At 68.0% G+C, this 22,288-nt stretch carries 18 protein-coding genes; 13 read left to right on the top strand and 5 right to left on the bottom strand.

What is annotated here, in order from left to right; translation table 11 throughout:
* The first annotated feature begins 7 nt into the window (after window positions 1–7).
* From ACSFA8_RS09095 to ACSFA8_RS09155, 13 genes are all read left to right on the top strand, one after another.
* Window positions 8–574, top strand: coding sequence for a type VI secretion system tube protein Hcp (locus ACSFA8_RS09095; RefSeq protein WP_435479156.1), 567 nt, complete (start codon window positions 8–10; stop codon window positions 572–574).
* 18 nt (window positions 575–592) lie between these two features.
* Entirely contained in the window at window positions 593–1,399 is an 807-nt protein-coding gene (locus ACSFA8_RS09100) for a type VI secretion system accessory protein TagJ (RefSeq protein WP_435479157.1), read from the top strand.
* On the top strand, window positions 1,392–1,910 hold the full coding sequence (gene tssE / locus ACSFA8_RS09105; protein ID WP_435479158.1) for a type VI secretion system baseplate subunit TssE: 519 nt from the start codon (window positions 1,392–1,394) through the stop codon (window positions 1,908–1,910). Before ACSFA8_RS09100 ends, tssE begins: the two co-directional genes overlap by 8 nt.
* A 21-nt stretch (window positions 1,911–1,931) precedes the next feature.
* Window positions 1,932–3,824, top strand: a complete 1,893-nt coding sequence (gene tssF, locus ACSFA8_RS09110; RefSeq protein WP_435479159.1) for a type VI secretion system baseplate subunit TssF — start codon at window positions 1,932–1,934, stop codon at window positions 3,822–3,824.
* A complete protein-coding gene (gene tssG / locus ACSFA8_RS09115; RefSeq protein ID WP_435479160.1) occupies window positions 3,800–4,885 on the top strand; it encodes a type VI secretion system baseplate subunit TssG in 1,086 nt (361 codons plus the stop codon). Before tssF ends, tssG begins: the two co-directional genes overlap by 25 nt.
* 49 nt (window positions 4,886–4,934) lie before the next feature.
* Window positions 4,935–7,712 carry a type VI secretion system ATPase TssH gene (gene tssH, locus ACSFA8_RS09120; protein ID WP_435479161.1) on the top strand — a complete coding sequence of 926 codons (2,778 nt, stop codon included), beginning with the start codon at window positions 4,935–4,937 and terminating at the stop codon, window positions 7,710–7,712.
* A 122-nt stretch (window positions 7,713–7,834) separates the two neighbouring features.
* The gene (locus tag ACSFA8_RS09125; protein WP_435479162.1) at window positions 7,835–10,756 is read left to right on the top strand and encodes a type VI secretion system Vgr family protein; all 2,922 of its coding nucleotides are present in this window, start codon (window positions 7,835–7,837) and stop codon (window positions 10,754–10,756) included.
* Window positions 10,756–13,368, top strand: coding sequence for a DUF2169 family type VI secretion system accessory protein (locus tag ACSFA8_RS09130; RefSeq protein ID WP_435479163.1), 2,613 nt, complete (start codon window positions 10,756–10,758; stop codon window positions 13,366–13,368). The genes ACSFA8_RS09125 and ACSFA8_RS09130 overlap by 1 nt, the downstream gene beginning before the upstream one ends.
* Window positions 13,365–14,414, top strand: a complete 1,050-nt coding sequence (locus ACSFA8_RS09135; RefSeq protein WP_435479164.1) for a pentapeptide repeat-containing protein — start codon at window positions 13,365–13,367, stop codon at window positions 14,412–14,414. Before ACSFA8_RS09130 ends, ACSFA8_RS09135 begins: the two co-directional genes overlap by 4 nt.
* 18 nt (window positions 14,415–14,432) lie before the next feature.
* Window positions 14,433–15,062, top strand: a complete 630-nt coding sequence (locus ACSFA8_RS09140) for a DUF3540 domain-containing protein (protein WP_435479165.1) — start codon at window positions 14,433–14,435, stop codon at window positions 15,060–15,062.
* A gap of 19 nt (window positions 15,063–15,081) precedes the next feature.
* Complete coding sequence (locus tag ACSFA8_RS09145) at window positions 15,082–15,477, top strand: DUF4150 domain-containing protein (RefSeq protein ID WP_286539840.1); 396 nt, start codon at window positions 15,082–15,084, stop codon at window positions 15,475–15,477.
* A gap of 25 nt (window positions 15,478–15,502) precedes the next feature.
* Window positions 15,503–17,128 (top strand): type VI secretion system-associated FHA domain protein TagH, encoded by a 1,626-nt coding sequence (tagH, locus tag ACSFA8_RS09150; protein ID WP_435479166.1) that lies wholly within the window; start codon window positions 15,503–15,505, stop codon window positions 17,126–17,128.
* A 20-nt stretch (window positions 17,129–17,148) separates the two neighbouring features.
* Window positions 17,149–17,934, top strand: a complete 786-nt coding sequence (locus ACSFA8_RS09155; RefSeq protein ID WP_435479167.1) for a PP2C family protein-serine/threonine phosphatase — start codon at window positions 17,149–17,151, stop codon at window positions 17,932–17,934.
* A 24-nt stretch (window positions 17,935–17,958) separates the two neighbouring features.
* Here the strand turns inward: ACSFA8_RS09155 and ACSFA8_RS09160 are convergent, their stop codons facing one another.
* From ACSFA8_RS09160 to tssA, 5 genes are all read right to left on the bottom strand, one after another.
* Window positions 17,959–18,468 (bottom strand): hypothetical protein, encoded by a 510-nt coding sequence (locus ACSFA8_RS09160; protein WP_435479168.1) that lies wholly within the window; start codon window positions 18,466–18,468, stop codon window positions 17,959–17,961.
* Between the two features lie 29 nt (window positions 18,469–18,497).
* Window positions 18,498–18,980 carry an Hcp family type VI secretion system effector gene (locus tag ACSFA8_RS09165; protein WP_435479169.1) on the bottom strand — a complete coding sequence of 161 codons (483 nt, stop codon included), beginning with the start codon at window positions 18,978–18,980 and terminating at the stop codon, window positions 18,498–18,500.
* Window positions 18,981–19,149: 169 nt separating this feature from the next.
* Window positions 19,150–20,646 carry a type VI secretion system contractile sheath large subunit gene (tssC, locus tag ACSFA8_RS09170; protein WP_286624589.1) on the bottom strand — a complete coding sequence of 499 codons (1,497 nt, stop codon included), beginning with the start codon at window positions 20,644–20,646 and terminating at the stop codon, window positions 19,150–19,152.
* A gap of 34 nt (window positions 20,647–20,680) precedes the next feature.
* Window positions 20,681–21,199, bottom strand: coding sequence for a type VI secretion system contractile sheath small subunit (tssB, locus tag ACSFA8_RS09175; protein ID WP_435479170.1), 519 nt, complete (start codon window positions 21,197–21,199; stop codon window positions 20,681–20,683).
* A gap of 46 nt (window positions 21,200–21,245) precedes the next feature.
* Window positions 21,246–22,274, bottom strand: coding sequence for a type VI secretion system protein TssA (gene tssA, locus ACSFA8_RS09180; protein WP_435479171.1), 1,029 nt, complete (start codon window positions 22,272–22,274; stop codon window positions 21,246–21,248).
* Window positions 22,275–22,288 lie beyond the last annotated feature (14 nt).

Here is a 22,288-nt window from a genome sequence, read left to right on the forward strand (position 1 = left end):
AGTTCACATGTCATTCAACAGCGACGGTTTCTGGGATCCCGACGAGCAACTGCGCATGCTGGATCTCGCGCAAAGCGGCTTCGCGGCCAATGACCTGGTCATGCTGGTCGACCGCAGCGGCACCACGGTGGTCGGCGAAAGCACGCGCCAGTTTGCGGACGGCAAGTCGCGCCTGAACATCTGCGGCTACTCGTGGGGCCTTGCCATGCGCGGCGCGGCCGGCAGCACGGGCGCGCGCACCTTCCAGCCTCTGTACGTGGTGCGCCGCATCGATTCGGCGACCGCTTCGCTCGCGAGCCTGGTGCATGCCAGGACGGGCGGGCTGACGGTCTGCATCAGCGCGTTTCGCGCGGGCGGCGACGAGACCGCGACCGACACCCAGCCGATGTTCGAGGTTCAGCTGCAAGACGCGCAGATCACCGGCCAGTTCCTGACCACCGGCGGCCCGCTGTCGACGATGAGCGAGATCCTCGCCGTCAACTACCGCGAGATCACGCTGCGCTCTTCGCCGCAGACATCCACGGGTGCACGCGGAGCCGTGCGCGAGTGCACGATGACGCCGACACCGAGCTGAAGCGAAAGAGGCCGCGCGATGACCAGTTCCGAACTCCTCAAGGCCGGCGACGTCGCCGGCGCCCTCAAGGCCCTCAGCGACGAAGTGCGCGCCAAGCCTGCCGACAGCAAGCACCGCGTCTTTCTGGCGCAGCTGCTGTGCGTGCTGGGCCAGTGGCCGCGCGCGCTCAACCAGCTGACGGTGGCCGCCGAACTCGACGCGCTCGCGGTGCCGATGAAGCAGGTCTATGGCGACGCGGTTCGCTGCGAGGGGCTGCGTGCCGAAGTGTTCGCCGGCACGCGCACGCCGATGGTGTTCGGCCAGCCCGACGAATGGCTCGCGCTGCTGATCGAGTCGCTGTTGCGCCAGGGCCGCGGCGAGGCGGCCATGGCCGAAGACCTGCGGCAGCGCGCCTTCGACGCCGCACCGGCCACGGCCGGCACGATCGACGGCACGCCGTTCGAATGGCTGGCCGATGCCGACATGCGGCTCGGGCCGGTGCTCGAAGCTTTCGTCAACGGCAAGTACTACTGGATTCCCTATGCCCGGCTGGCCCACGTGAAGGTCGATCCGCCGGAAGACCTGCGCGACTGCGTGTGGCTGCCGGCGCACCTGCAGTTCGAGAACGGCGGCGAATCGCTGGCGCTGATTCCGACCCGCTACCAGGGCACCGAGCAAAGCACCGATGGCGAGCTGCTGCTGGCACGCAAGACCGTGTGGCGCGAGCTGCGGCCCGAGGTCTGGGCGGGCCTTGGGCAGCGCGTGCTGGGCAGCGACGCGGGCGAGTACGCGCTGATGGACGTGCGCGAGATCGTCTTCACCGCAGGCGAGCGCAGCGATGGCTGAGCTCACCGCGCAGGAGCGCCTGCAGCCCTCGCTGCTCGACCGGCTGGTCGACCATGCGCCCGGCGAGCAGCGCGAAAGCGACGACAAGCGAACGCTCACGAAGCAGGCACTACGCCAGGCCGTGCTGCGCGACCTGAGCTGGTTGTTCAATGCCACCGGCTACGGGCTGGCGATGGACGACAAGCGCCACCCGAATGCCGCGCGCTCGGTACTCAACTACGGATTGCCTATGCTGTCCGGCCAGTTCACGTCCAGCGTGCAGCGTGTCAGCATGGAACAGGCTTTGAAGAACGCGATTCTGCAGTTCGAGCCGCGCATCCTGCCCCGCACACTCGAAGTTGAACTCGTCATGGAAGGCTCGGCTCTTGATTCCCACAACTGCATCGGCCTGCAGATTCGAGGCATGCTCTGGGCGCAGCCCGTCCCACTGGAGTTCCTGATGCGAAGCCGGATCGATCTGGAAGAGGGCCGCATCGAGATCGAGGACATGGCACATCCGAGCCCGCGATAAGCGCCGGCTCCGCGCATTGCCATGGATCCCCGCCTGCTGAACCTGTACGAACAGGAGCTGCGCTATTTCCGCGAGAGCACGTCGGAGTTTGCGCGCGCCTTTCCGAAGATCGCGCACCGGCTCGGCATCGAGGGCCAGGAGGTCGCCGACCCGTATGTCGAACGGCTGATCGAGGCCACCGCGTTCCTGTCGGCCCGTGTCGGCCTCAAGCTCGACGCCGAGTTCCCGCGCTTCACCGGGCACCTGCTCGACATCGTCTACCCGAACTTCATGGCGCCGACACCGGCCATGCTGGTGGTGCAGTGCGTGCCCGATACCGGCGATGCCAACCTCGCGCTCGGCCCCACGTTGCCGCGTGGCAGTGGCCTGCGGGCGCGCCAGGCGGTCGGACAGAACACCCATTGCGAGTTCCGCACCGCGCGCGCGCTCCGGGTCTGGCCGATCGAGGTGCTGCGGGCGCAGTACTTCAGCTATGCGCCCGACCTGCCGTTGAACCAGCACCCGCAGTCGCGCGAGATCCGCGGCGGGTTGCGCATCGCGCTGCGCGCCACCGCGGGGCTCACCTTCGACCAGATTCCGATGGACGAACTGCTGCTGCATTTCGGCGGTGCAGATGACGTGGCCTGGCAGCTTTGCGAATGCATGCTGGGCCAGCCCATCGGCGTCATGGTGCAGCCGCTGTCGCCCACCGGCGTGCTGGCGGGGTCGGTCAAGACCCTGCCGGCGAGCGCGATCCAGCCGGTCGGATTCGAGGAAGACGAGGCGCTGCTGCCGGCCACCGCCACCGGCTTCTCGGGCCATCGGCTGGTGCAGGAATACTTTGCGTTTCCGCAGCGCTTCCAGTTCGCGCGCATCGAAGGCCTGCGCGGGGCACTGGCCGGCATGGCGGTCGCCGAGGTCGAGATCGTCGTGCTGTTCTCGCGCGGCGATGCGGCGCTCGAGAAGCTGGTGAATGCCGACAGCGTGCAGCTCAACTGCGTGCCAGCCATCAACCTGTTCAGCAAGCGGATCGACCGGGTGCCGGTGAGCGAGGGCGTGAGCCAGTTCCACCTGGTGCCCGATCGGACCCGGCCGCAGGACTTCGAGATCCATACCGTGACCGAGGTGGTCGGCCACGGCGCGCCCGCCGCCGGCGAGGCGGTGCAGGAGCAGCCGTTCCATCCCTTCTACGCGGCGTTCCACGGCAGCCGCCACAGCCACCCGGCCTACTTCACGACCACGCGCGAGCCGCGCACGCTGTCGGTCAAGCAGCGCACCGAAGGCCATCGCAGCAGCCACATCGGATCCGAGGTCTACATGCAGATCGTCGATCCGCAGCAGGCCCCCTATTCGGCCAGCCTGCGCCAGCTCGCCGTGACGGCGCTCTGCACCAACCGCGACCTGCCGCTGTTGATGCCGCTGGGCCGCGAGAACGACTTCGACTGCGTCGATTCCTTTCCGGTTCAGCGCGTGCGCATGGTGCGCGGGCCATCGCGGCCGGTGTCGCCGGTGGTCAGCAACGGCCTGGGCTGGCGCGCGATCGACCACCTGGCGCTCAACTACCTCTCGTTGGCCGACAGCAATGCGCGCGAGGGCGCCGCCGCGCTGCGCGAGATGCTGATGCTCTATGCGGTGCATGCCGACGAGGTGCGCCAGAGCCAGGTGCGCGGCCTTCTGTCGGTCAGCGCCAAGCCCGTGGTGCGGCGGCTGCCGCTGGCCGGCCCGATCGCTTTCGGCCGCGGCCTCGAAGTCACGCTCGAAGTGGATCGCAATGCCTTTCACGGCCACAGCGCCTTCCTGTTCGGCGCCGTGATGGCGCGCTACCTGGCGCGTCACGTGGAGGTCAACCACTTCGTCGAGACCGTGCTGACGGTGGCCGGCAAGGGCGAGTCGATGCGCTGGAGGCCGCTGTGCGGGACACGCCCGATTCTGTAGCCGCGCGTGTCGGCGGCAGCCTCGAAGAGTGGGCGCCGCGGGCCTGGGCCTACGACTACTTCGCGGTGATGCGCCGCCTCGAATCGATCGCGGGATCGACGCCGCGCTGGGGCCGCGCACTGCTGCCCAGCGCCGAGCCAGTGCGGGTGGGACAGGAGCCGTCGCTCTCGTTCGCACCCGCGAGCTTCAGCCGCTTCGAGCCCGCCACCGCGGTTTCGCCGCCGCGGCTGCGCCAGCATTTCTTCAGCTACATCGGGCCCAACGGCCCGTTGCCGGTGCACCTGAGCGACTTCATCCGCGAGCGCAGCCTGAACCACGGCGACCCGACCTGGCTCGCGTTCCTCGATACCTTCCTGCACCGCTTTTCGCTGCACTTCTACCGGGCCTGGGCCGTCTCGCGCCCGGCCGTAGCGTTGGACCGGCCGGGCGAAGACGCGTTCCGTCTGCAGATCGGCGCGCTGGTCGGCATCGGCACCGCGGCGCGCAACGGGCGCGACGAGATCCACGACGATGCGCGCCTTCATTTCTCGGGCCACCTTGCGCGCCGCGTGCACAACGCCGAGAGCGTCGAGTCGGTACTGTGCGGCTACTTCGGCGTGCCGGTGCGGCTGGAGCCCTGGGTCGGGCACTGGATGCAGGTGCCTGTCGGCGAGCTCACGCGGCTCGGGCGCGGCACCCGTTCGCGCACGCTGGGCCTGGGCGCGATGCTGGGCCGGAAGGTGTGGGATCGGCAGCACCGCGTGCGGCTGCATCTCGGGCCGCTGTCGCTCGAACGCTATCACCTGTTCCTGCCGATCGGGTCGGCGCGGCCGGTGCTGCAGCGCTGGATGCAGCAACTGCTCGGCGACGAACTCGAATGGGACGCGGAACTGATCCTCGAAACGCAGCAGGTGCCGCCGACGCGGCTCGGCCAGCACAAGGGCAACGCGCCGCGGCTCGGCTGGGTGTCATGGCTCGGCGAGCGCTCGCGCCGGCGCGATGCGGCCGACGTGCGCGTCGGCAGTCAGCCGCATGGGGCACACACGGCGCATACGGCGCATGCGACGAAAGCGGTTCATTGATTTCAATCCAGAGCGCCTTGAATCGTTCTAAGACCATACGGAGATCCTCATGAGTGAAATCAGTCGCACCGCCCTGTTCGGCAAGCTCAATTCGCTGGCCTACAAGGCGATCGAGGGCGCCACGGTGTTCTGCAAGATGCGCGGCAATCCGTACGTGGAACTCGAACACTGGTTCGCCCAGCTGCTGCAGGCGCAGGACTCCGACCTGCACCGCGTGATCCAGCACTACGGCCTCGACATCTCGGCCATCGCCAAGGACATGACGGCCGCGCTCGACAAGCTGCCGCGCGGCGCCACCGCCATCAGCGACTTCTCGCCGCACATCGAGAACGCGATCGAGCGGGCCTGGACCTACGCCACGCTGCAGTTCGGCGAGGCCCAGGTGCGCACCGGCTACTTGCTGGTCGGCATGCTCAAGACGCAGAGCCTGCGCAACCCGCTGTTCGGCCTGTCGAAGCAGTTCGAGAAGGTCAAGGTCGAAGACCTGGCCGACAACTTCACGAAGATCTGCGATGTCTCGCCCGAAGCGCAGATGCGCGCGCAGGACGGCACCGGCATGGGCTCGGGCGCGCCCGGCGAAGACAGCGGCGCGATGGCGCCGGCCGCCATGGGCAAGGGCGATGCGCTCAAGAAATTTGCTGTCGACCTCACGGAGAAGGCGAAGAAGGGGGAGATGGATCCGGTGACCGGGCGGGACGAGGAAATCCGCCAGATCGTCGACATCCTGATGCGGCGCCGCCAGAACAACCCGCTGTTGACGGGTGAGGCAGGCGTCGGCAAGACCGCGGTGGTGGAAGGCTTCGCGCAGCGCCTGGCGCGCGGCGATGTGCCGCCGCAACTCAAAGACGTGAAGCTGCTCACGCTCGACATCGGCCTGCTGCAGGCCGGCGCCAGCATGAAGGGCGAGTTCGAGCAGCGGCTGCGCCAGGTGATCGACGAGGTGCAGAGCTCGCCGACGCCGATCATCCTGTTCATCGACGAGATCCACACGCTGGTCGGCGCCGGTGGCGCGGCCGGCACCGGCGATGCGGCCAACCTGCTGAAGCCCGCGCTGGCACGCGGCAACCTGCGCACCATCGGCGCCACGACCTGGGCCGAGTACAAGAAGTACATCGAGAAAGACCCGGCGCTGACGCGGCGCTTCCAGGTCGTTCAGGTGCCCGAGCCCGATGAAGTGAAGGCCATCCTGATGCTGCGCGGCGTGGCCAGCGTGCTCGAGAAACACCACCGCGTGCAACTGCTCGACGAGGCGATCGAAGCGGCCGTCAAGCTGTCGCACCGCTACATCCCTGCGCGCCAGTTGCCCGACAAGGCGGTGAGCCTGCTCGATACCGCCTGCGCACGCGTCGCCGTGTCGCAGCACGCGACGCCGCCCGAGGTGGAAGACTGCATGCGCCGCATCGAAGGGCTCAAGGTCGAGCAGGAGATCATCGGCCGCGAGGAAGCGATCGGCATCGATGTCACCAAGCGCGCCGCACAGGTGGCGGGGCTGCTGACCGAATCCGGTGCCGCACTGGAAAAGCTCAACGCGCGCTGGCAGGAAGAAAAAGGCCTGGTGGACCGGCTGCTCGAATTGCGCAGCAAATTGCGCGCGGGCAACAAGCCGGTGGACGCTTCACTCCCTCCCCCTCCGGGGGAGGGCGGGGGTGGGGGCAGCGGCGCATCGAAGGCCGACAGCGATGCCAGCGCCGTCGTGCCCCCACCCCAACCCTCCCCCGGCGGGGGAGGGAGTGAAGACCGTGCGACGCTGCTGACGGAGCTGCACGAACTGCAAGCAAAGATCCATGCAGTGCAGGGCGAGTCGCCGCTGATCCTGCCCTCGGTCGATGAGCAGGCTGTCGCCTCGGTCGTCGCGGACTGGACCGGTATTCCGGTCGGCCGCATGGTGAAAAACGAGGTCGAAGCGGTGCTCAAGCTCGCCGACACGCTCAACCAGCGCGTGATCGGCCAGAAGCACGGCCTCGAGATGATCGCGCGCCGCATTCAAACCTCGCGTGCGCGGCTCGACAACCCGGGCAAGCCGATCGGCGTGTTCATGCTCTGCGGCACCTCCGGCGTCGGCAAGACCGAGACCGCGCTGGCGCTGGCCGAGGCGCTGTACGGTGGCGAGCAGAACATCATCACCATCAACATGAGCGAGTTCCAGGAGGCGCACACCGTCTCCACGCTCAAGGGCGCGCCGCCCGGCTACGTGGGTTACGGCGAGGGCGGCATCCTGACCGAAGCGGTGCGGCGCCGGCCCTACTCGGTGGTGCTGCTCGACGAGGTCGAGAAGGCGCACCCAGACGTGCACGAAATCTTCTTCCAGGTGTTCGACAAGGGCTGGATGGAAGACGGCGAGGGCCGCATGATCGACTTCAAGAACACGATCATCCTGCTCACCACCAACGCCGGCAGCGAGCTCGTCATGAGCATGTGCCGCGACCCCGAGTTGCTGCCCGATCCGGCCGCGTTGAGCGAAGCGCTGAAGGCGCCGCTCATGAAGGTGTTTCCGCCTGCGCTGCTGGGCCGCATCGTCACCATTCCGTACTACCCGCTGTCGCCCGAGATGATGGCGATGATCGTGCGCCTGCAGCTCGGCCGCATCCAGAAGCGCGTGGCGCAGAACCATGGCGTGCCGTTCGAATACACCGAGGCGGTCGTCAAGCAGGTGGTGGCGCGCTGCAACGACGTGGAGTCGGGCGGCCGCGCGATCGACGCGATCCTGACCAACACGGTGCTGCCGACGATCTCGGTGGAGTACCTGCAGCGGCTCGCCGCCGGCGGCGAGATCAAGCGCGTCGCGCTCGACGTGAAGGACGCCGACTTCACCTACGCCTTCGACTAGCAATGACACACTCCCCCAGTCTTCGCGCACTTCGTGTCGCTCCGCCAACCCCCTCGCCGGGGGCAACGCCAGCGGCCCGGCAGAGCCGGTTCCGCGGCGTTCCCCGAACGGAGAACTAGTCTATGGCCGATCTCCAATTCCGCATCAAGAGCGACTCGCCCGTCGTCGACGACCTGATGTTCTGGACGGTGGTGGGCCACGAGGGGCTGTCGCGGCCGGCGGTGTACGAGCTGACGGTGCTTTCGAAGAACGGCGGCATCGACGGCAAGGACATCCTGGGCCGGGCATTCGACGTGGTGGTCGAGTTCCCCGATGCCGACGGCGCCAAGCATGAGCGCCACTGCCAGGGCCACGCGGTGCGCTTCATGCGCTCGGGCCAGGTCGGCCGCTTCCACGAGTACCGCATCACGCTGCGTTCCTGGCTCTGGCTGCTGACCAAGCGCGTCAACTCGCGCATCCTGCAGGAGAAAAAAGTGCTCGAGGTGCTGGACGCGGTGTTCGAGGACAGCCCGATCAAGCGCTTCAAGAAGCTCAAGTCCGATGGCGTGATCGGCACGCACAACCCGCGCCGCTACTGCGTCCAGCACATGGAGAGCGACTACCAGTTCATCTCGCGGCTGCTCGAGGAAGAGGGCATCTACTACTGGTTCGATGCGCACGACGCGCCGGGCACGATGTACCTGGCCGATGCGGCCGACGTGGCGCACGACAAGCTGCCCGTGACCGACACCCTGCGCTACATGGAGTACGGTGCCAGCGACGCACGCTTCAACGAGATCAGCCGCTGGGTCAGCGCCCGCCAGTTCGACACCGGCAAGTACGACACGCGCGACAGCGACTTCAAGGCCATCGGCAAGAAGCTCGGCTCCAAGCGCGACACGTCCGACGACCACGAGCTGGCCGACTTCGAGGCCTTCGAGTTCCCGGGCGGCTACTTCAGCACCGACGACGCCGACAACACGGCCAAGGTGCGCGGCGAGGAACTGATCGCGCGGCGGGACCGGCACTGGGCCATCACGCGCTGGCCCGACGTGGCGGCCGGCAAGACTTTCAAGTTCGAGCGCGCGGCGGACGGCACGAGCAACGGCGACTACCTGATCGCGAGCTGCTACTTCGTGATCACGCACCCCGGCTACGAAGGCCTGGCCGAGAACGCCGGCAACGTGCAGCGGCTCGGGCGCGTGTTGCGCGAGCTGATGACCGACGACGCGATCAACGAAGACACGTCCGCGATCGTGCGCGACCTGGCCACCGCCACGCCGGATCTGGCGCTGCCGCGCCGCGGCCAGAGCATCTTCCTCATCACGGCATTGCCGGCCGACATGCCCTACCGCCCGCCGCGCACGACGCCGCGCGTCACCATGCCGGGGCCGCAGTCGGCGATCGTGGTGGGCCCCAAGGGCGACGAGTTGCATGTGGACAAGCATGGCCGCGTCAAGGTGCAGTTCCACTGGGATCGCTACGGCGAAAGCAACGAAAAGTCGACCTGCTGGGTGCGCGTGTCGCAGCCGATGGCGGGCAACACCTGGGGCGGCTACTTCATGCCGCGCATCGGGCAGGAGGTGATCGTCGACTTCCTGAACGGCGACCCGGACCGTCCCATCATCGTGGGCCGCGTGTACAACGACAAGCAGCCGGTGCCCTACGACTCGCCCACCCAGAGCGGCTTCAAGACGCGCTCCACGCCCGGCGGCAACAGCAACAATTTCAACGAACTCATGTTCGAGGACAAGATCGGCGAGGAGCTCATCAACGTCCATGCCGAGCGCAACATGTCGCGCTCGGTCGAGGTCGACGACTCGACCAGCGTCGGCCACGACCAGAGCATTACGGTCGAGAACGACCGCACCGTGCACACCATCGGCTTCGAGAAGCGCGAGGTCGACAAGGATCAGCGCAACATCGTCCACAAGAGCCAGCACACCAACGTCACGCTGAACCAGTACAACCACATCGGCCAGTACCAGGAAAACGTGGTCGGCATCAAGGGCCAGCTCAACCAGATCTCGGGCAAGGTCGACATGAACATCGGCCAGACGCTGACCACCAAGGTCACCGGCGCGATGACGCAGGTGTCGGCGTCGCTGGCCATCACCTCGGGCGCGATCGGCATCACGGCGGCGTCGGTGGCGGTGGGCGCGAAGGGCGACATCTCGATCACCGCGCAGGGCGGCCGCAAGGACATCTCGACCGGCGCGCACATGATCGCGTCGAATGCCGGCATCAAGGTGGTGGCGGCGGGCGACATCGACCTGATGTCCTATGCGAGCATCAATGCGACCTCGATGGGCTCCAACACCACGGTGATGGGGTCCAACTCCAGCGGGTACATCGGCTCGTCGAGCGAGGCCAACATGGGCATGGCGCGCAGCACCTTCATGGGGCTGCAGATGGACAACTTCCTCGGCGTGAGCATCGCCAACGCGCTCGCGATCCAGATGGAGAACTGCGCCGCGCTGCAGATGCACAACGTGGCCGCACTCGATCTCACCAACACGCCGGCCGACATCGAGTGCACCGCCGTCAAGATCATCCAGCCCGGTGCGGGCGCCGGCGGCGCGGGCGGCGCAGCGGTGGTCGGCGCGCTGGCCGGCCTGGCCGCGGGCGTGCTCGGCCTGGCCGATTCGGCCGCCACCATGAAGCAGTACGCCGACGCCTCCAAGGCCCTGCGTGAAACCGCGGCCGAGCTCGGTGCGCTGCCCGAGCTGCAGAGCAAGCTCAACAGCCTGGCCGACAGCGCCGACCGGCGCCAGCGCCAGCTCGGCACCGCCGTGGGCGCGGGCGTGGGCGCCGTCGTCGGCGGCGTGATCGCCGGCCCGGCGGGCGCCGCGGCCGGCGCGGCCGTGGGATCGCAACTGGGCGGCAGCCACCTGCCGGGGGTCGCCAGCGGCGCCGCCGGGGCCATCGACGAGGGCACCAAGGGCGCCGGCGCGGCGGCCGACAAGGCCTGGGATTCGGTCATGCCTTCGCCGCCCGCGACACCCGGCAAGGCGGGTGGGCCGACGGGCGGCAAAAACGGCGGCGGCAACCCGGCCGGCGGCTGATGCAGATCTACAAGCCGATGTCGCTCGGCTTCTCGAGCCGCGCGATCGAATACCGCAAACGCTACGGCCTGTGTGTGACGAACTACCTGAACGTCCCGTTCGACCAGGGTTCGGCGGGCCGGCTGTGGGGCGAGCAGTCGCTCTGGAATTTCGCGGCGCGCGAGATGGCGGTGCCGCTGCTCGACGAGGGCGTGGCCAAGCTGACGCCCGAGTTCCTGGTTCACGGGCATGCCTATCCCGATCCGGCGCAACCTGCTGGCTGCGCGGTGCGCGTGCGCCTGGGCGGTGTCGAGAAGACGCTGCTGGCATTCGGCGACCGCTGGTGGGATGGCGACCGGCCGCGTGCGGCGGCCGCGGCACCCGAGCGCATCGGGCTCGACTGGGACCATGCGTATGGCGGCGCCGACTATGCGCTGAACCCGCGTGGCAAGGGCCGCACGGTGGCCGGTGGCGTGCGCGCGCTGCCCAACCTCGAACTGCCGGGCTCGCGCGTGCTCACGCCGCAGTCGGAGGTGGTGCCGGCCGGCTTCGGCGTACTCGACACCATGCATCCGCAGCGGCTCGCCCTGCGCGGCACCTACGACGCCGACTACCTGCAGGCGCATGCGCCGGGCTTTGCGCCGGATCTCGACTGGAAGCACTTCAACATGGCGCCGAGCGATCAGTGGTTCGACGCGCCGTTGCGCGGCGACGAGCCCTACGCGCTCGACAACCTGCACCCGGTGCAGCGCCGCATCGAAGGCCGGCTGCCCGGATTGCGTGTGCGCGCCTTCGTCAACTACGCGCTGGACGCTGGCGGGCGCAAGCTGCGCGAGGTGCCGATGCGCCTCACCACGGTCTGGTTCTTTCCGCATGCTGATCGCATGGTGCTGGTCTTCCACGGCATGGCCGAATGCGCCGAGGACGACGGGGCCGACATCGTCGAGCTGCTCGGCGCGGTCGAGCGCCTCGGCGCACCGAAGCCCGACGCGCACTACCTCGACGTGCTCGCGCGCCGCAGCGACCCGAAGCACGGCGGGCTCGAGGCGCTCAACGACGCCGACCTGCTGCCGGACGGGCTCGACTCGCGCGACCCCGAAGCGGCGGATGCCGGCCAGGCCTTCGCGATGGACGGCCTGCAAGGCGAGGCGCAGCGCCGCCGGGCCGAGATGGACATGGTGCTGGCGCGCGAAGCGCTGGTCGCGCAGGGCAAGGATCCGGCGGCGTTCGACCTGCGCCTGCCGCCGCCGGAACCCCAGCGCAGCATGGCCGAACTGCCCGCCTACCTGAAGGCGCGGCGGGAAGAGGCCGAAGCGCAGCAGTGGGCGGCGATCGGCGAGATGGCCGGCCAGCTCCAGCGCGTGCTGGATCTGGAAGAGGCCGGCGCGATCGACATGGCGAAGCTGGTGCACCGCGGGCCCCCGGGCTACAACGCCGAGGCGCACCTGGCCGAACTCGATGCGCAGCGTGCCACCGGCCTCGCCTTCGACCGGCGCGTGGTCGCGCAGAAGCTGGCCCTGCGCGAAGGCGCGGAGCGCCTGGGCTACCTGCAGGCGGCGCACCTGCAACCACCGGCCTACCCGCTCGAGGGCGAAGTGGCGCGGCGCGGCCGCGCGCTCATGCAGTGGATGCTGGCGCGCGGGCTGCGCAGCTTCCCGGGCATCGACCTGACCGGCGCCGACCTGTCGTCGCTCGACCTGCGCCACGTCGACTTCACCGACGCCTGGCTGGAGAGCGCGAACCTGCAGGGTGCGAACGTCTCCGGCGCGAACTTCACGCGGGCCGTGCTCGCACACGGCGCCCTGCAGGGAATGCTGGCCGTCGGCAGCAACTTCACGCATGCCAATCTCGGCCGGGCCCGGCTCGCCGGCGCCGTGTTCGACCAGGCAGCGCTGAAAGGCACGGTGCTGATGCATTGCGACCTGGCGCAGACCCAGTTGCGACGCGCCGACATCGCGGGCGCCAACCTGCTCGAGACCTGCTGGGGCCCGGCCGACTGGAACGGCGTCGAAGGCCCGGGCCTGCTCTTCTACAAGCTCGACCTGAAGGGGCTGCAGGCGAGCGAGGCCAACTTCGCCGGCGCCAACTTCGTCGGCTGCGACCTCGGTGGCATCGACCTGCGCGGGGCGCGGCTGGCGTCGGCCTGCTTCGTCGACTGCCGGCTCCCAAAGGCGCAGCTCGCCGGCGCGCAGCTCGATGGCGCGGTCTTCACCAAGGACTGTCTGCTGTCCAGCATCGACCTGTCGCACGCGAGCCTGCGCGCGGCCAACTTCGGCGAGGTCGATCTGCGTGGCGCCACGCTGGTCAAGGCGCAACTGGCAGGCGCCAACTTCAGCGCCGCGTGGCTGGCCGGCTGCGACGCGCGGCTGGCCAACGCCGAGGGTGCACTGCTGCGCAAGGCGGTCTTCACGCAGGCCCGGCTCGCGGGCACGAATTTCAAGGACGCCATGCTGCAGCACGCCGACCTGCGCAGTGCCGACCTGCGCAATGCCAATCTGTTCGGTGCCGACCTGTCGCGCGCCAAACTCGACGGCGACGTGCGCTTCGACGGTGCGCTGCTGGAGCGCGTGCGCACCTGGCCACGGCTCACGCCGGAACAGCAGGCACGGCATGCCGCCGCGCACCCGCTATGAAGGCCGAGACGCTGTCGCTCGCGATCGGCATGGGCGAGACCATCGACGGCCTCGACCTGCGCCGCGGTCAGTTCGCGAAGATCTTCCTCGGCGGTGGCGTGTTCACGCAGGCCCGCCTCGAAGAGGCCGACCTGCGCGAGGCCGACGCACGCGAGAGCGTGTTCGACCGATGCGCGATGCAAGGCACGCTTTTCAACGGTGCCAACCTGCGCCGTGCCACCTTCAACCAGTGCGAGCTGGCGCATGCCGACTTCCGCCATGCCCACCTGCATAGCGCGACCTTCAGCGAATGCAAGCTCACGCATGCCCAGTTCGCGCAGGCCTGGCTCGGCATGGCAACCTTTTCGCGCTGCCAGCTCGACCATGCGAGCCTGGCCGGCGCGCAGATGGAGTCGGCGGTGTTCTCGGAGTCGTCCCTGGTCGACGTGAACGCCGACGACAGCGAGTGGAAGCACACCTGCATGCTGCAGTGCGACCTAGCGCGGCTGACCTGGGCCGGTGCACGCATGACGCGGGCGATGTTCACCCGGACGGCGTTGCAGCAAAAATCCTTTGCCGGGCTGGTGCTCGATGGCTGCCAGTTCTCCTTTGCCGATCTCACCGAAGCCGACTTCTCCGGGGTGTCCATGCGGCAGTGCAACTTCCAGGGCGCCACGCTGAACCGCGCGAGCTTTCGCCAGGCCGTGGGGCCGAACGCGCTGTTCTGCGGCGCCGTGGGCGAGCAGGTCGATTTTTCGCAGGCCCGGCTGCGGCAGGCCCTTTTCACGGGTGGGCAGTTTCCGGCCGCACGCTTCGACGGTGCCGACCTGTACCAGTGCCATTTCGCCGAGGCCCAACTCGCCGGCGCCAGTTTTGCGGGCGCGGAGCTGACTTACGCCGACTTCCGCCACGGCGACCTCTGCCGCGCCGACCTGCGGCAGGCCACCTTGTTCCGCACCGTGCTGCACGGCACCCGTACCGAGGAGGCGCAGATGACCGACCGCGCCCGTGCGCTCGAAACCGACCCCGACCTGGCCCGCGCCGAGCGCTGGACTGCCATTGCCTGATCTTTCCGGAGAAGACCCATGACCACTGCGACCACCCCTTCCCGAACCCGCCGGCACGCCGCCGCCGGGCCTGTGCAGGCCACGCCGGCGCAAAGCTGCGTTGGCCTGGTCACGGCCTGTGCGGCCGACCGTTTCAGTGTGACCAGCGGCGGTCTGCGGGCGAGCGGACGCCGCGCCGCCAGTTGCCTGCTGGAACCCGCGGTGGGCGACACGGTCGCCTGCCTGCTGGTGGCACCCGATGAAGTCTGGGTGCTCGCGGTGCTCCAGCGCGAAGAGGGCGTGGCCAACGTGCTGCGCTGCGAAGGGCCGCTGACGCTGGCCGCGCCGGAGCTGGCGCTCGAAACCGGCGCCTTCTCGCTGCGCGCCGCCCAGGCCCGCGTGACCACCGACGACGCGCAGTTCATCGGCAAGAACCTGCATGTGATCGGTACGGCGGTCAAAGTGGTGGGCTCGGTGCTGTCGACCGTGTTCGAGCGCGTCAGCCACTTCAGCCGCAACCACCTGCGCACCACCGAAGGCATCGACCGCGTGCATGCCACGCACGTGGAATGCGAGGCCGACCAGCTTGCCCGCATCTCGGGCCAGCACCTGCTGCTGAACGGGCAGGATCTGGTCAAGGCGCGCGGCAGCCAGATCCACTTCGGCTGACCTCGCAAAGGAGCACATCGTGTTTGCCAACTGCCAGCTGATGGGCACCGACATGGGCTTCCCCGATGTCTGCATGACACCGGCCGCGCCCTCGCCGATCCCCATTCCGTACCCCAACATCGCGATGGGGCCAATGGCCATTCCGAACTGCCCGACCATCCTCATCATGGGCATGCCGGCGCACAACCTCGGCACCACCATCCCCATGACCAACGGCGACAACTCCGGCGTTGTGATGGGCGTGGCATCGGGCACTGTGATGGGGCCGAGCCGCCACCTGACAGCCGCTTTCACGGTACTCTTCCAGGGCATGCCGGCGACGCGGCTGACCAGCGTGTCGCTGCAGAACAGCACCAACTGTCCGGGCGTTCGCGCCGTGCCCAGCCAGGCCCTGGTGCTGCTGCTGTCGCCATGATTCATCTCTTGCCTGGAGCGCTGCCGTGATTCGAATTGTTGTGGTCACTCATCAGGGCGTGCCGGTGGCCCGGTCGCTGGCGGCGCAGTTCGGGCCCGGAGGCGGAACCATCGGCCGCGCGCCCACCAACGCGCTGGTGCTGGACGACTCCGAGCGCACGGTGTCGCGCGTGCATGCGCAGGTCGTATGCCGCGAGGGCCGCTACTTCGTGGTCGACCGCGGCAGCAACCCGATGCTGTGCAACGGCCGTCCGCTCGGCGCCGGCAACGAGGTCGCGCTGAACAGCGGCGATCGGCTCGTGCTTGGCGGCTTCGAGCTTCACGTGGAGGCCGAGCCGGAGGCGCCCGCCGCGCCAGCCGGCCGGCCCGACTTCGACGATGAGCTCGGCCTGGGCTTCGGCCCCGCTGCCGCGCCGGCATCGGACGACGACCCCTTCGCCGACCTGCTGGCCGGCCTGGGCCCCGCACCTGCCGCACCGGCGCCCGCGCCGGCCGCGGCACGCCGGGCCGCCGACCCGATGATGCTGTTCCCGAATCCGCTCGAGTCCGGTGCTGGCCGCAGTGCGCAGGCCGCCGTGGACGATCCGTTTGCCGATCTGCTCGGCCCCGGGCCTGCCGCGGCGCCGCGCGGGCCGGGCGCGCTCGACGATTTCTCCGACCTCGGCATTCCCTCCGCCGGCAAGGCCACTTCGATCGACGATTTGTTCGGCGGCAGCGCCGGCATGGGGGGCATGGGCGGCGACCCGCTGGCGCTTTCGCCGCTGGCCGACCCGCTGCTGCAGCCGAACACCGCGGCCCATGCCGACCCGCTGGCCGCGCTGCAGGGCACGCCGCGCCCGAGCGCCGCGCCGCGCAGCGACCATTTGCCGGTGGGGCAGTTCGGCTACGTGCCGCCGCTGGCCGTGACACCGTCCGTCCCGGCTGCAGTCGCGTTCGACGACGAGACCGGATTGCCGATAGCAAAAGCTTCACCGCCCAGGCCAGCGCCCGTGCCTGCACCGGCGCCGGCGGTCATGCCGCCGCCCGCGCAGCGCCCCGTCGCGCCTGCAACGTCTTCCTCCGACGCCGAGTTGCTGGCCGCCTTCCTGCGCGGCCTCGGCAGCCAGCACCAGCCGCCCGAAGCGCTGACGCCGGGCCTGATGGAACGCATCGGCGTCATATTGCGCAGCTCGACCGAGGGCACGCTGCAACTGCTTCTGACGCGCCAGGAGTTCAAGCGCGAAGTGCGCGCCGAGGTCACGATGATCGCGTCGCAGGCCAACAACCCGCTCAAGTTCTCGCCCACGGTCGAGGTCGCGCTGGCGCACCTGCTGGGCCCCGGCGTGCGCGGCTTCATGCCGCCCGAGGCCGCGATGCGCGACGCCTACAACGACCTGCGCGCGCATCAGTTCGGCGTGATGGTCGGCATGCGCGCGGCGCTGGCCCATGTGATCGAGCGCTTCGCGCCAGATGAGCTCGAAAAGAAGATTGCCGCGAAATCGGCGCTCGACAGCCTGTTCGCCGCCAATCGCAAGGCCAGGCTGTGGGATCAGTTCGTGGCGCTCTACGGCGGCATTGCCAGCGAGGCCGAGGACGACTTCCACAGCCTGTTCGGCAAGGCCTTTCTCGAGGCCTACGAAGCGCAGATGGAACGCCTCAAGTCAGGCCAATGAGAAGAAGAGAGGCACCCGGGGTGGAAATCGAAATCGTCACACTGTCCAGGCAAGGCGGACGCAGCTACAACGAAGACGTGCATGGCCATTGGCACGATGACCGCTATGTCGCCTGCCTGGTGGCCGATGGCGCCGGTGGCCACGGCGGCGGCGATGTGGCGGCGGCCACTGCGCGCAGCAGCGTGCTCGGCGGCTTTGCGGCCGCGCCGGGGCTGGACGGCACTGCGCTGCGCCGGCTGCTCGAACAGGCCAACCGCGACGTGGTGGCGCGCCAGGCCGAGGGCGGCAAGCTGGCGGCCATGCGCTCCACGGTGGTGCTGGCGGCGATCGATTTGCACGACAACCAGTTCGCCTGGGCCCACAGCGGCGACAGCCGGGCCTATCTGTTCCGCGCGGGCGCCCTGGTGGCGCGCACCGTCGACCACAGCCTGGTGCAGCAGATGGTGGCCGGCGGCATGATCGACGAGGAGGGCGCACGCGTGCACCCGCAGCGCAACATGCTGTTGTCGGCGCTGGGCTCGATCGACGAATTGCCCGAGATTGCGGTGTCGGCGCCGATGCCGCTGGCGCCCGGCGACGTGCTGCTGCTGTGCAGCGATGGGGTCTGGGAACCGCTCGGCGACGACTGCCTGCGCGAGACGCTGCAGGCCTCGCGCAATCCGAGCCAGTGGGTCGACCAGCTCGACACCGAAGTCAGGGCGCGTGCCCGGCCGAATCACGACAACTACACGGCACTCGCTGTGTGGTTCCATGCCGACGACGACGTCACGCAGTTGCTGCCCGACACGATTCCTGCAGCCCCCTGATTTCAGGCGGGCGAGGCCGCCGCGCTACCTGAAGCGCTTGGCGTACTTCCGCGAATCGGCCAGGGCGCCACGCAACGGCGCCAGCGCCGTCTGCGGCAGGTTGTCGTAGTGGGCTTCCGCTTCGTCTTCGGCATGCTCCGCCAGCACGTAGTTCATGTTGTCGAAGCTGTAGACCCGCTTGAGCGCGCCCATGTGCACGACGCCGGGTTCGGGGCTGACGTCGAACTTGCCATCGATCTTTACCGGGATCGGCCCCATGGCGCCGCCGCGCTTGGCCAGGTCGTTCTGGAACTGGTAGATCCGTGCGATCGTCAGCGGCCCGCAATAGCCGTCTTCCACCAGGGGCTCGAGCCGGTACACCTCGCGCGAGGTCATGTAGCGGTCGGCATAGCCGTCCTTGCGCTCGAAGTAGGTGATGTTGAGGCAGACCTGCGCCAGCATCACGTCGTCGCGCATGTTCACGCCGCCGTGCCCGACCGTGTAGTCGATCGAGTAGCGGCCTAGCGCGTCAGGGTTCTTGATCGAGAACGCCATCGTTGTTCCTTCGCCAGGCGCGAGCCGCTTCAGGTCACCTTGTCCACTTCGATGTCCCAGGTGTACTCCGCACCGGGCTTGAGCGCGCCCTTTTCGTCCTGGAACTTGTACTCGACCTTGATCTTCTTGCAGGCGCAGCTCACGGTTTCGACCAGATCGCCGCCGCCCGAGCCACCGACCGAGACATTGGTGATGAACGCGGTGGTGAGCGTGATGGTCACGTAGTCCTGCTGGCCGTCGCCCGACTTGCGCGCCGTCAGCTTGAGCTCGTCGATGTGGGTGCCTTTGATGCAGGACTTGGCCAGGTTCGGCGAAGCCTTGTCGAAGATGTGCGTGAAGCTGAGATCGCTCGGAGTCGCCTTGCCATGGCCGCCGCCGCCGCCGGTGCCGGCGCCGGAAGCGTTGGAAACGCCCCAGGCCCAGCTGAGGATGTCGATTTCCTTTTCGTGACCTTCTTTCTTGGACTCGCCTTCGATGTTGTTGGTCAACTTGGCAAAAAAGTCTGAACTCATTTCAATGCTCCTTCAGGAAGCCCGTCTGTAGCGGGCGGGGTTGATCTGCGACTGAAACTGCGGGCTCTGCGCTGTCCGGCGAGTTGCCTTTCAGGGGGAGCTGCTTCTAGAACGAACGGGCCGACGGGATTTGCAAGACGCGGCTCAAAAAATCCCGGCCGGTTGGGGCCTACTTGCCGCCCTTTGCGGACGGCAGCTTCGACACCAGTCGCAGAGACACCGTGAGGCCTTCGAGCTGGTAGTGCGGGCGCAGGAAGAACTTCGAGCTGTAGTAACCGGGGTTGCCCTCGATCTCCTCGACCACGATCTCCGCGGCTGCCAGCGGCTTACGCGATTTGGTTTCTTCCGACGAGTTGGCCGGATCGCCGTCGACGTAGTTCATGATCCATTTGTTGAGCCAGCGCTGCATGTCTTCCTTCTCCTTGAAGCTGCCGACCTTGTCGCGCACGATGCACTTGAGGTAGTGCGCGAAGCGGTTGCAGGCAAAGAGGTAGGGCAGGCGTGCCGCGAGGTTGGCGTTGGCGGTGGCGTCCGGGTCGTCGTATTCGGCCGGCTTGTTGAGCGACTGTGCGCCGATGAAGGCCGCGAAGTCGGAGTTCTTGCGGTGGATCAGCGAAAGCAGGCCGGCCTTCGACAGTTCGGCTTCGCGCCGGTCGCTGATGGCGATCTCGGTCGGGCATTTCTGGTCGACGCCGCCGTCGTCGCTCGGGAATGTATGCAGCGGCAGGTTTTCCACCGCACCACCCGATTCGATGCCGCGGATGCGCGAACCCCAGCCGTAGAGCTTGTATGAGCGGTTGATGTTGGTGGCCATCGCATAGGCCGCGTTGGCCCAGGCGTAGCGGGTGTGGTCGGCGCCGGCAACGTCTTCCTCGAAGTCGAACTCCTCGACCGGATTGGTCTTGGCGCCGTAGGGCGTGCGGGCCAGGAAGCGCGGCATGCACAGGCCGATGTACTTGGAGTCGTCCGACTCACGCAGGCTGCGCCAGCCGGCGTATTCGGGCGTGCTGAAGATCTTGGTCAGGTCGCGCGGGTTGGCGAGCTCCTGCCACGACTCCATCTGCATCAGGTTGGGGCTTGCGCCGGTGATGAAGGGCGCATGCGCGGAGGCCGCGATCTTGGCCATTTCACCGAGCAGTTCGACATCGGGCGGGCTCTGGTCGAAGTGGTAGTCGCCGACGATCGCGCCGAAGGGCTCGCCGCCGAACTGGCCGTACTCCTGCTCGTAGATCTTCTTGAAGAGCGGGCTTTGATCCCAGGCCGCGCCCTTGAACTTCTTCAGGGTCTTGTGCAGCTCCTTCTTCGAGACGTCCATCACCCGGATCTTGAGGTTTTCGTCGCTCTCGGTGTTGTTCACCATGTAGTGCAGGCCACGCCATGCGCTTTCGAGCTTCTGGAACTCCTCGTTATGCAGGATCTGGTTGATCTGCTCGGTGAGCTTGGCGTCGATCGCGGCGATCATGGCCTGGATCGACTTGGTCACGTCCTTGCCGATCACCGTGCTGTTGCTCAGCGCCTGCTGCGCCAGCGTGAGCACGGCCGCTTCGACGGCACTCTTGGCTTCGTCGCTGCGCGGTTTGAATTCCTTTTGCAGGAGCGACGAAAAGTCGCTCCCCGCAAACTCGACGTCTTTCAGTGCGCTCTGCTGTTCGAGTGCTTCGGCCATGATGCTTTCTCCTCGTGATCGGAATAGGGTGTGGTCAGGCGGCCGGTGCGGCGGCGCCTTCTTCAGGCTTCTTGCTCGCAGCCAGGGTGGCTAGCAGCGCCGGGTCTTCCAGCACCTTGGCCAGCAGGTCTTCGGCGCCGCCCTTGCCGTCCATGTAGGTCACGAGGTTCGACAACTGCGTGCGCGCCTCGAGCAGCTTCTTGAGCGCATCGACCTTGGTCGCCACCGCGGCGGGCGAGAAGTCGTCCATGTTCTCGAAAGTGATGTCCACCTTCAGGTCGCCTTCGCCGGTGAGTGTGTTCGGCACCGAGAACGCGGCGCGCGGCTTCATGGCCTTCATGCGCGAGTCGAAGTTGTCGGTGTCGATCTCGAGGAACTTGCGGTCGCCCACCGGTGCCAGCGGATCGGCGGGCTTGCCGGACAGGTCGGCCAGCACGCCCATCACGAAGGGCAGCTGCACCTTCTTCTCGGCACCGTAGAGCTCCACGTCGTATTCGATCTGAACCCGTGGCGCCCGGTTGCGGGCGATGAATTTCTGACTGCTCTTGGCCATGGAAATGCTCCTTGCGGTTGGGTGCGACGGGTCGCTGAATAAAACTTCATTCCGACGGGCGCTTGCCCGTCACGGTTTCGATGGTGTCGAGCGCGTTGGGCGCCAGGTTGGCCATGATTTCGAAGAAGCTCACGCCGATGAGCTTCTTGGCGCGTTCGATCAGGAGCGGCGCCGGGTTGCCCGGCTCGGCCTGTTCCAGATAGCGGATCACGCGGTCGAGCATCTGGATCGCGTCCTGGCGCGTCGCGATGTCGCCGCGCGCGGCAGCTGGCCTGCCGGCTGCTGGTGCCTCGGGCGAATCTGACGCGGCCGGGGCCTCTTCGGCTTCGCCACTGTTGCCAACGACTGCGCTGCAGGCCTGGCGCAAGGCCATGCCGATGCGCCGCAGCTGCACGAGCTCGACCGCGTCGGAGCGGCCGGTGCGCTCGCTCAGCAGGCTTTGCAGCCGGGTGACCAGGGCTGGCACGCCGAGCAGCGTCTGCACGACCTCGGGATGTTCGGCCTGGATCTCGACCAGTGCGCCGTGCACTTGCGCCGCCGAGTAGGTGGCTTCGGTGCCGACCGCCGCCAGCACGTTCTGCGCGATCGCGATGTCACGGATCCTGATCGGCCCGACGCCCCGCGCCACGCCCACGCCGGCCTCGTAGAAATCGCGCAGCACCATGCTTTCGTCGGTCAGCGGTGCCAGCGCGTTGAGCCGCATCGTCGGGTCGTTGTCGTCGTCGGCATCGAGCTTTGGATGTATGCCGTCCCAGAAGGTGTCGAGCAGGCCCGTGAGCAACTGCATGCCGAAAGTGAAGCCGGTCACGCCCTGCAGGCGGGTCGACGCGCGCAGCAGCAGCACCGCGGCGCGAACGTCCTTGGCACGGCGCAGCAGCGCCTGCGCCTGATCCGACACCGTGCGCCACTCGGGCTCCACGGCGGGGATGACGGTATCGCCGAACTGTTGTTCGGGCTTGCCCTGGGCCGCCGAATCGAGCGCCTGGAAGGCTGGGTCGTACTCAAGATCTTCGCCGGTCGGCGATGCCTCGCTGATGGGTGCCTGCAAGGCCTCGACGAGTTCGGGTGTCAGCATGTTGCCAGTTCAAA

Origin of the sequence: Variovorax nitratireducens, from assembly GCF_051216545.1 — a bacterium.
In the GTDB taxonomy this organism is placed as follows: Bacteria; Pseudomonadota; Gammaproteobacteria; order Burkholderiales; family Burkholderiaceae_C; genus Variovorax.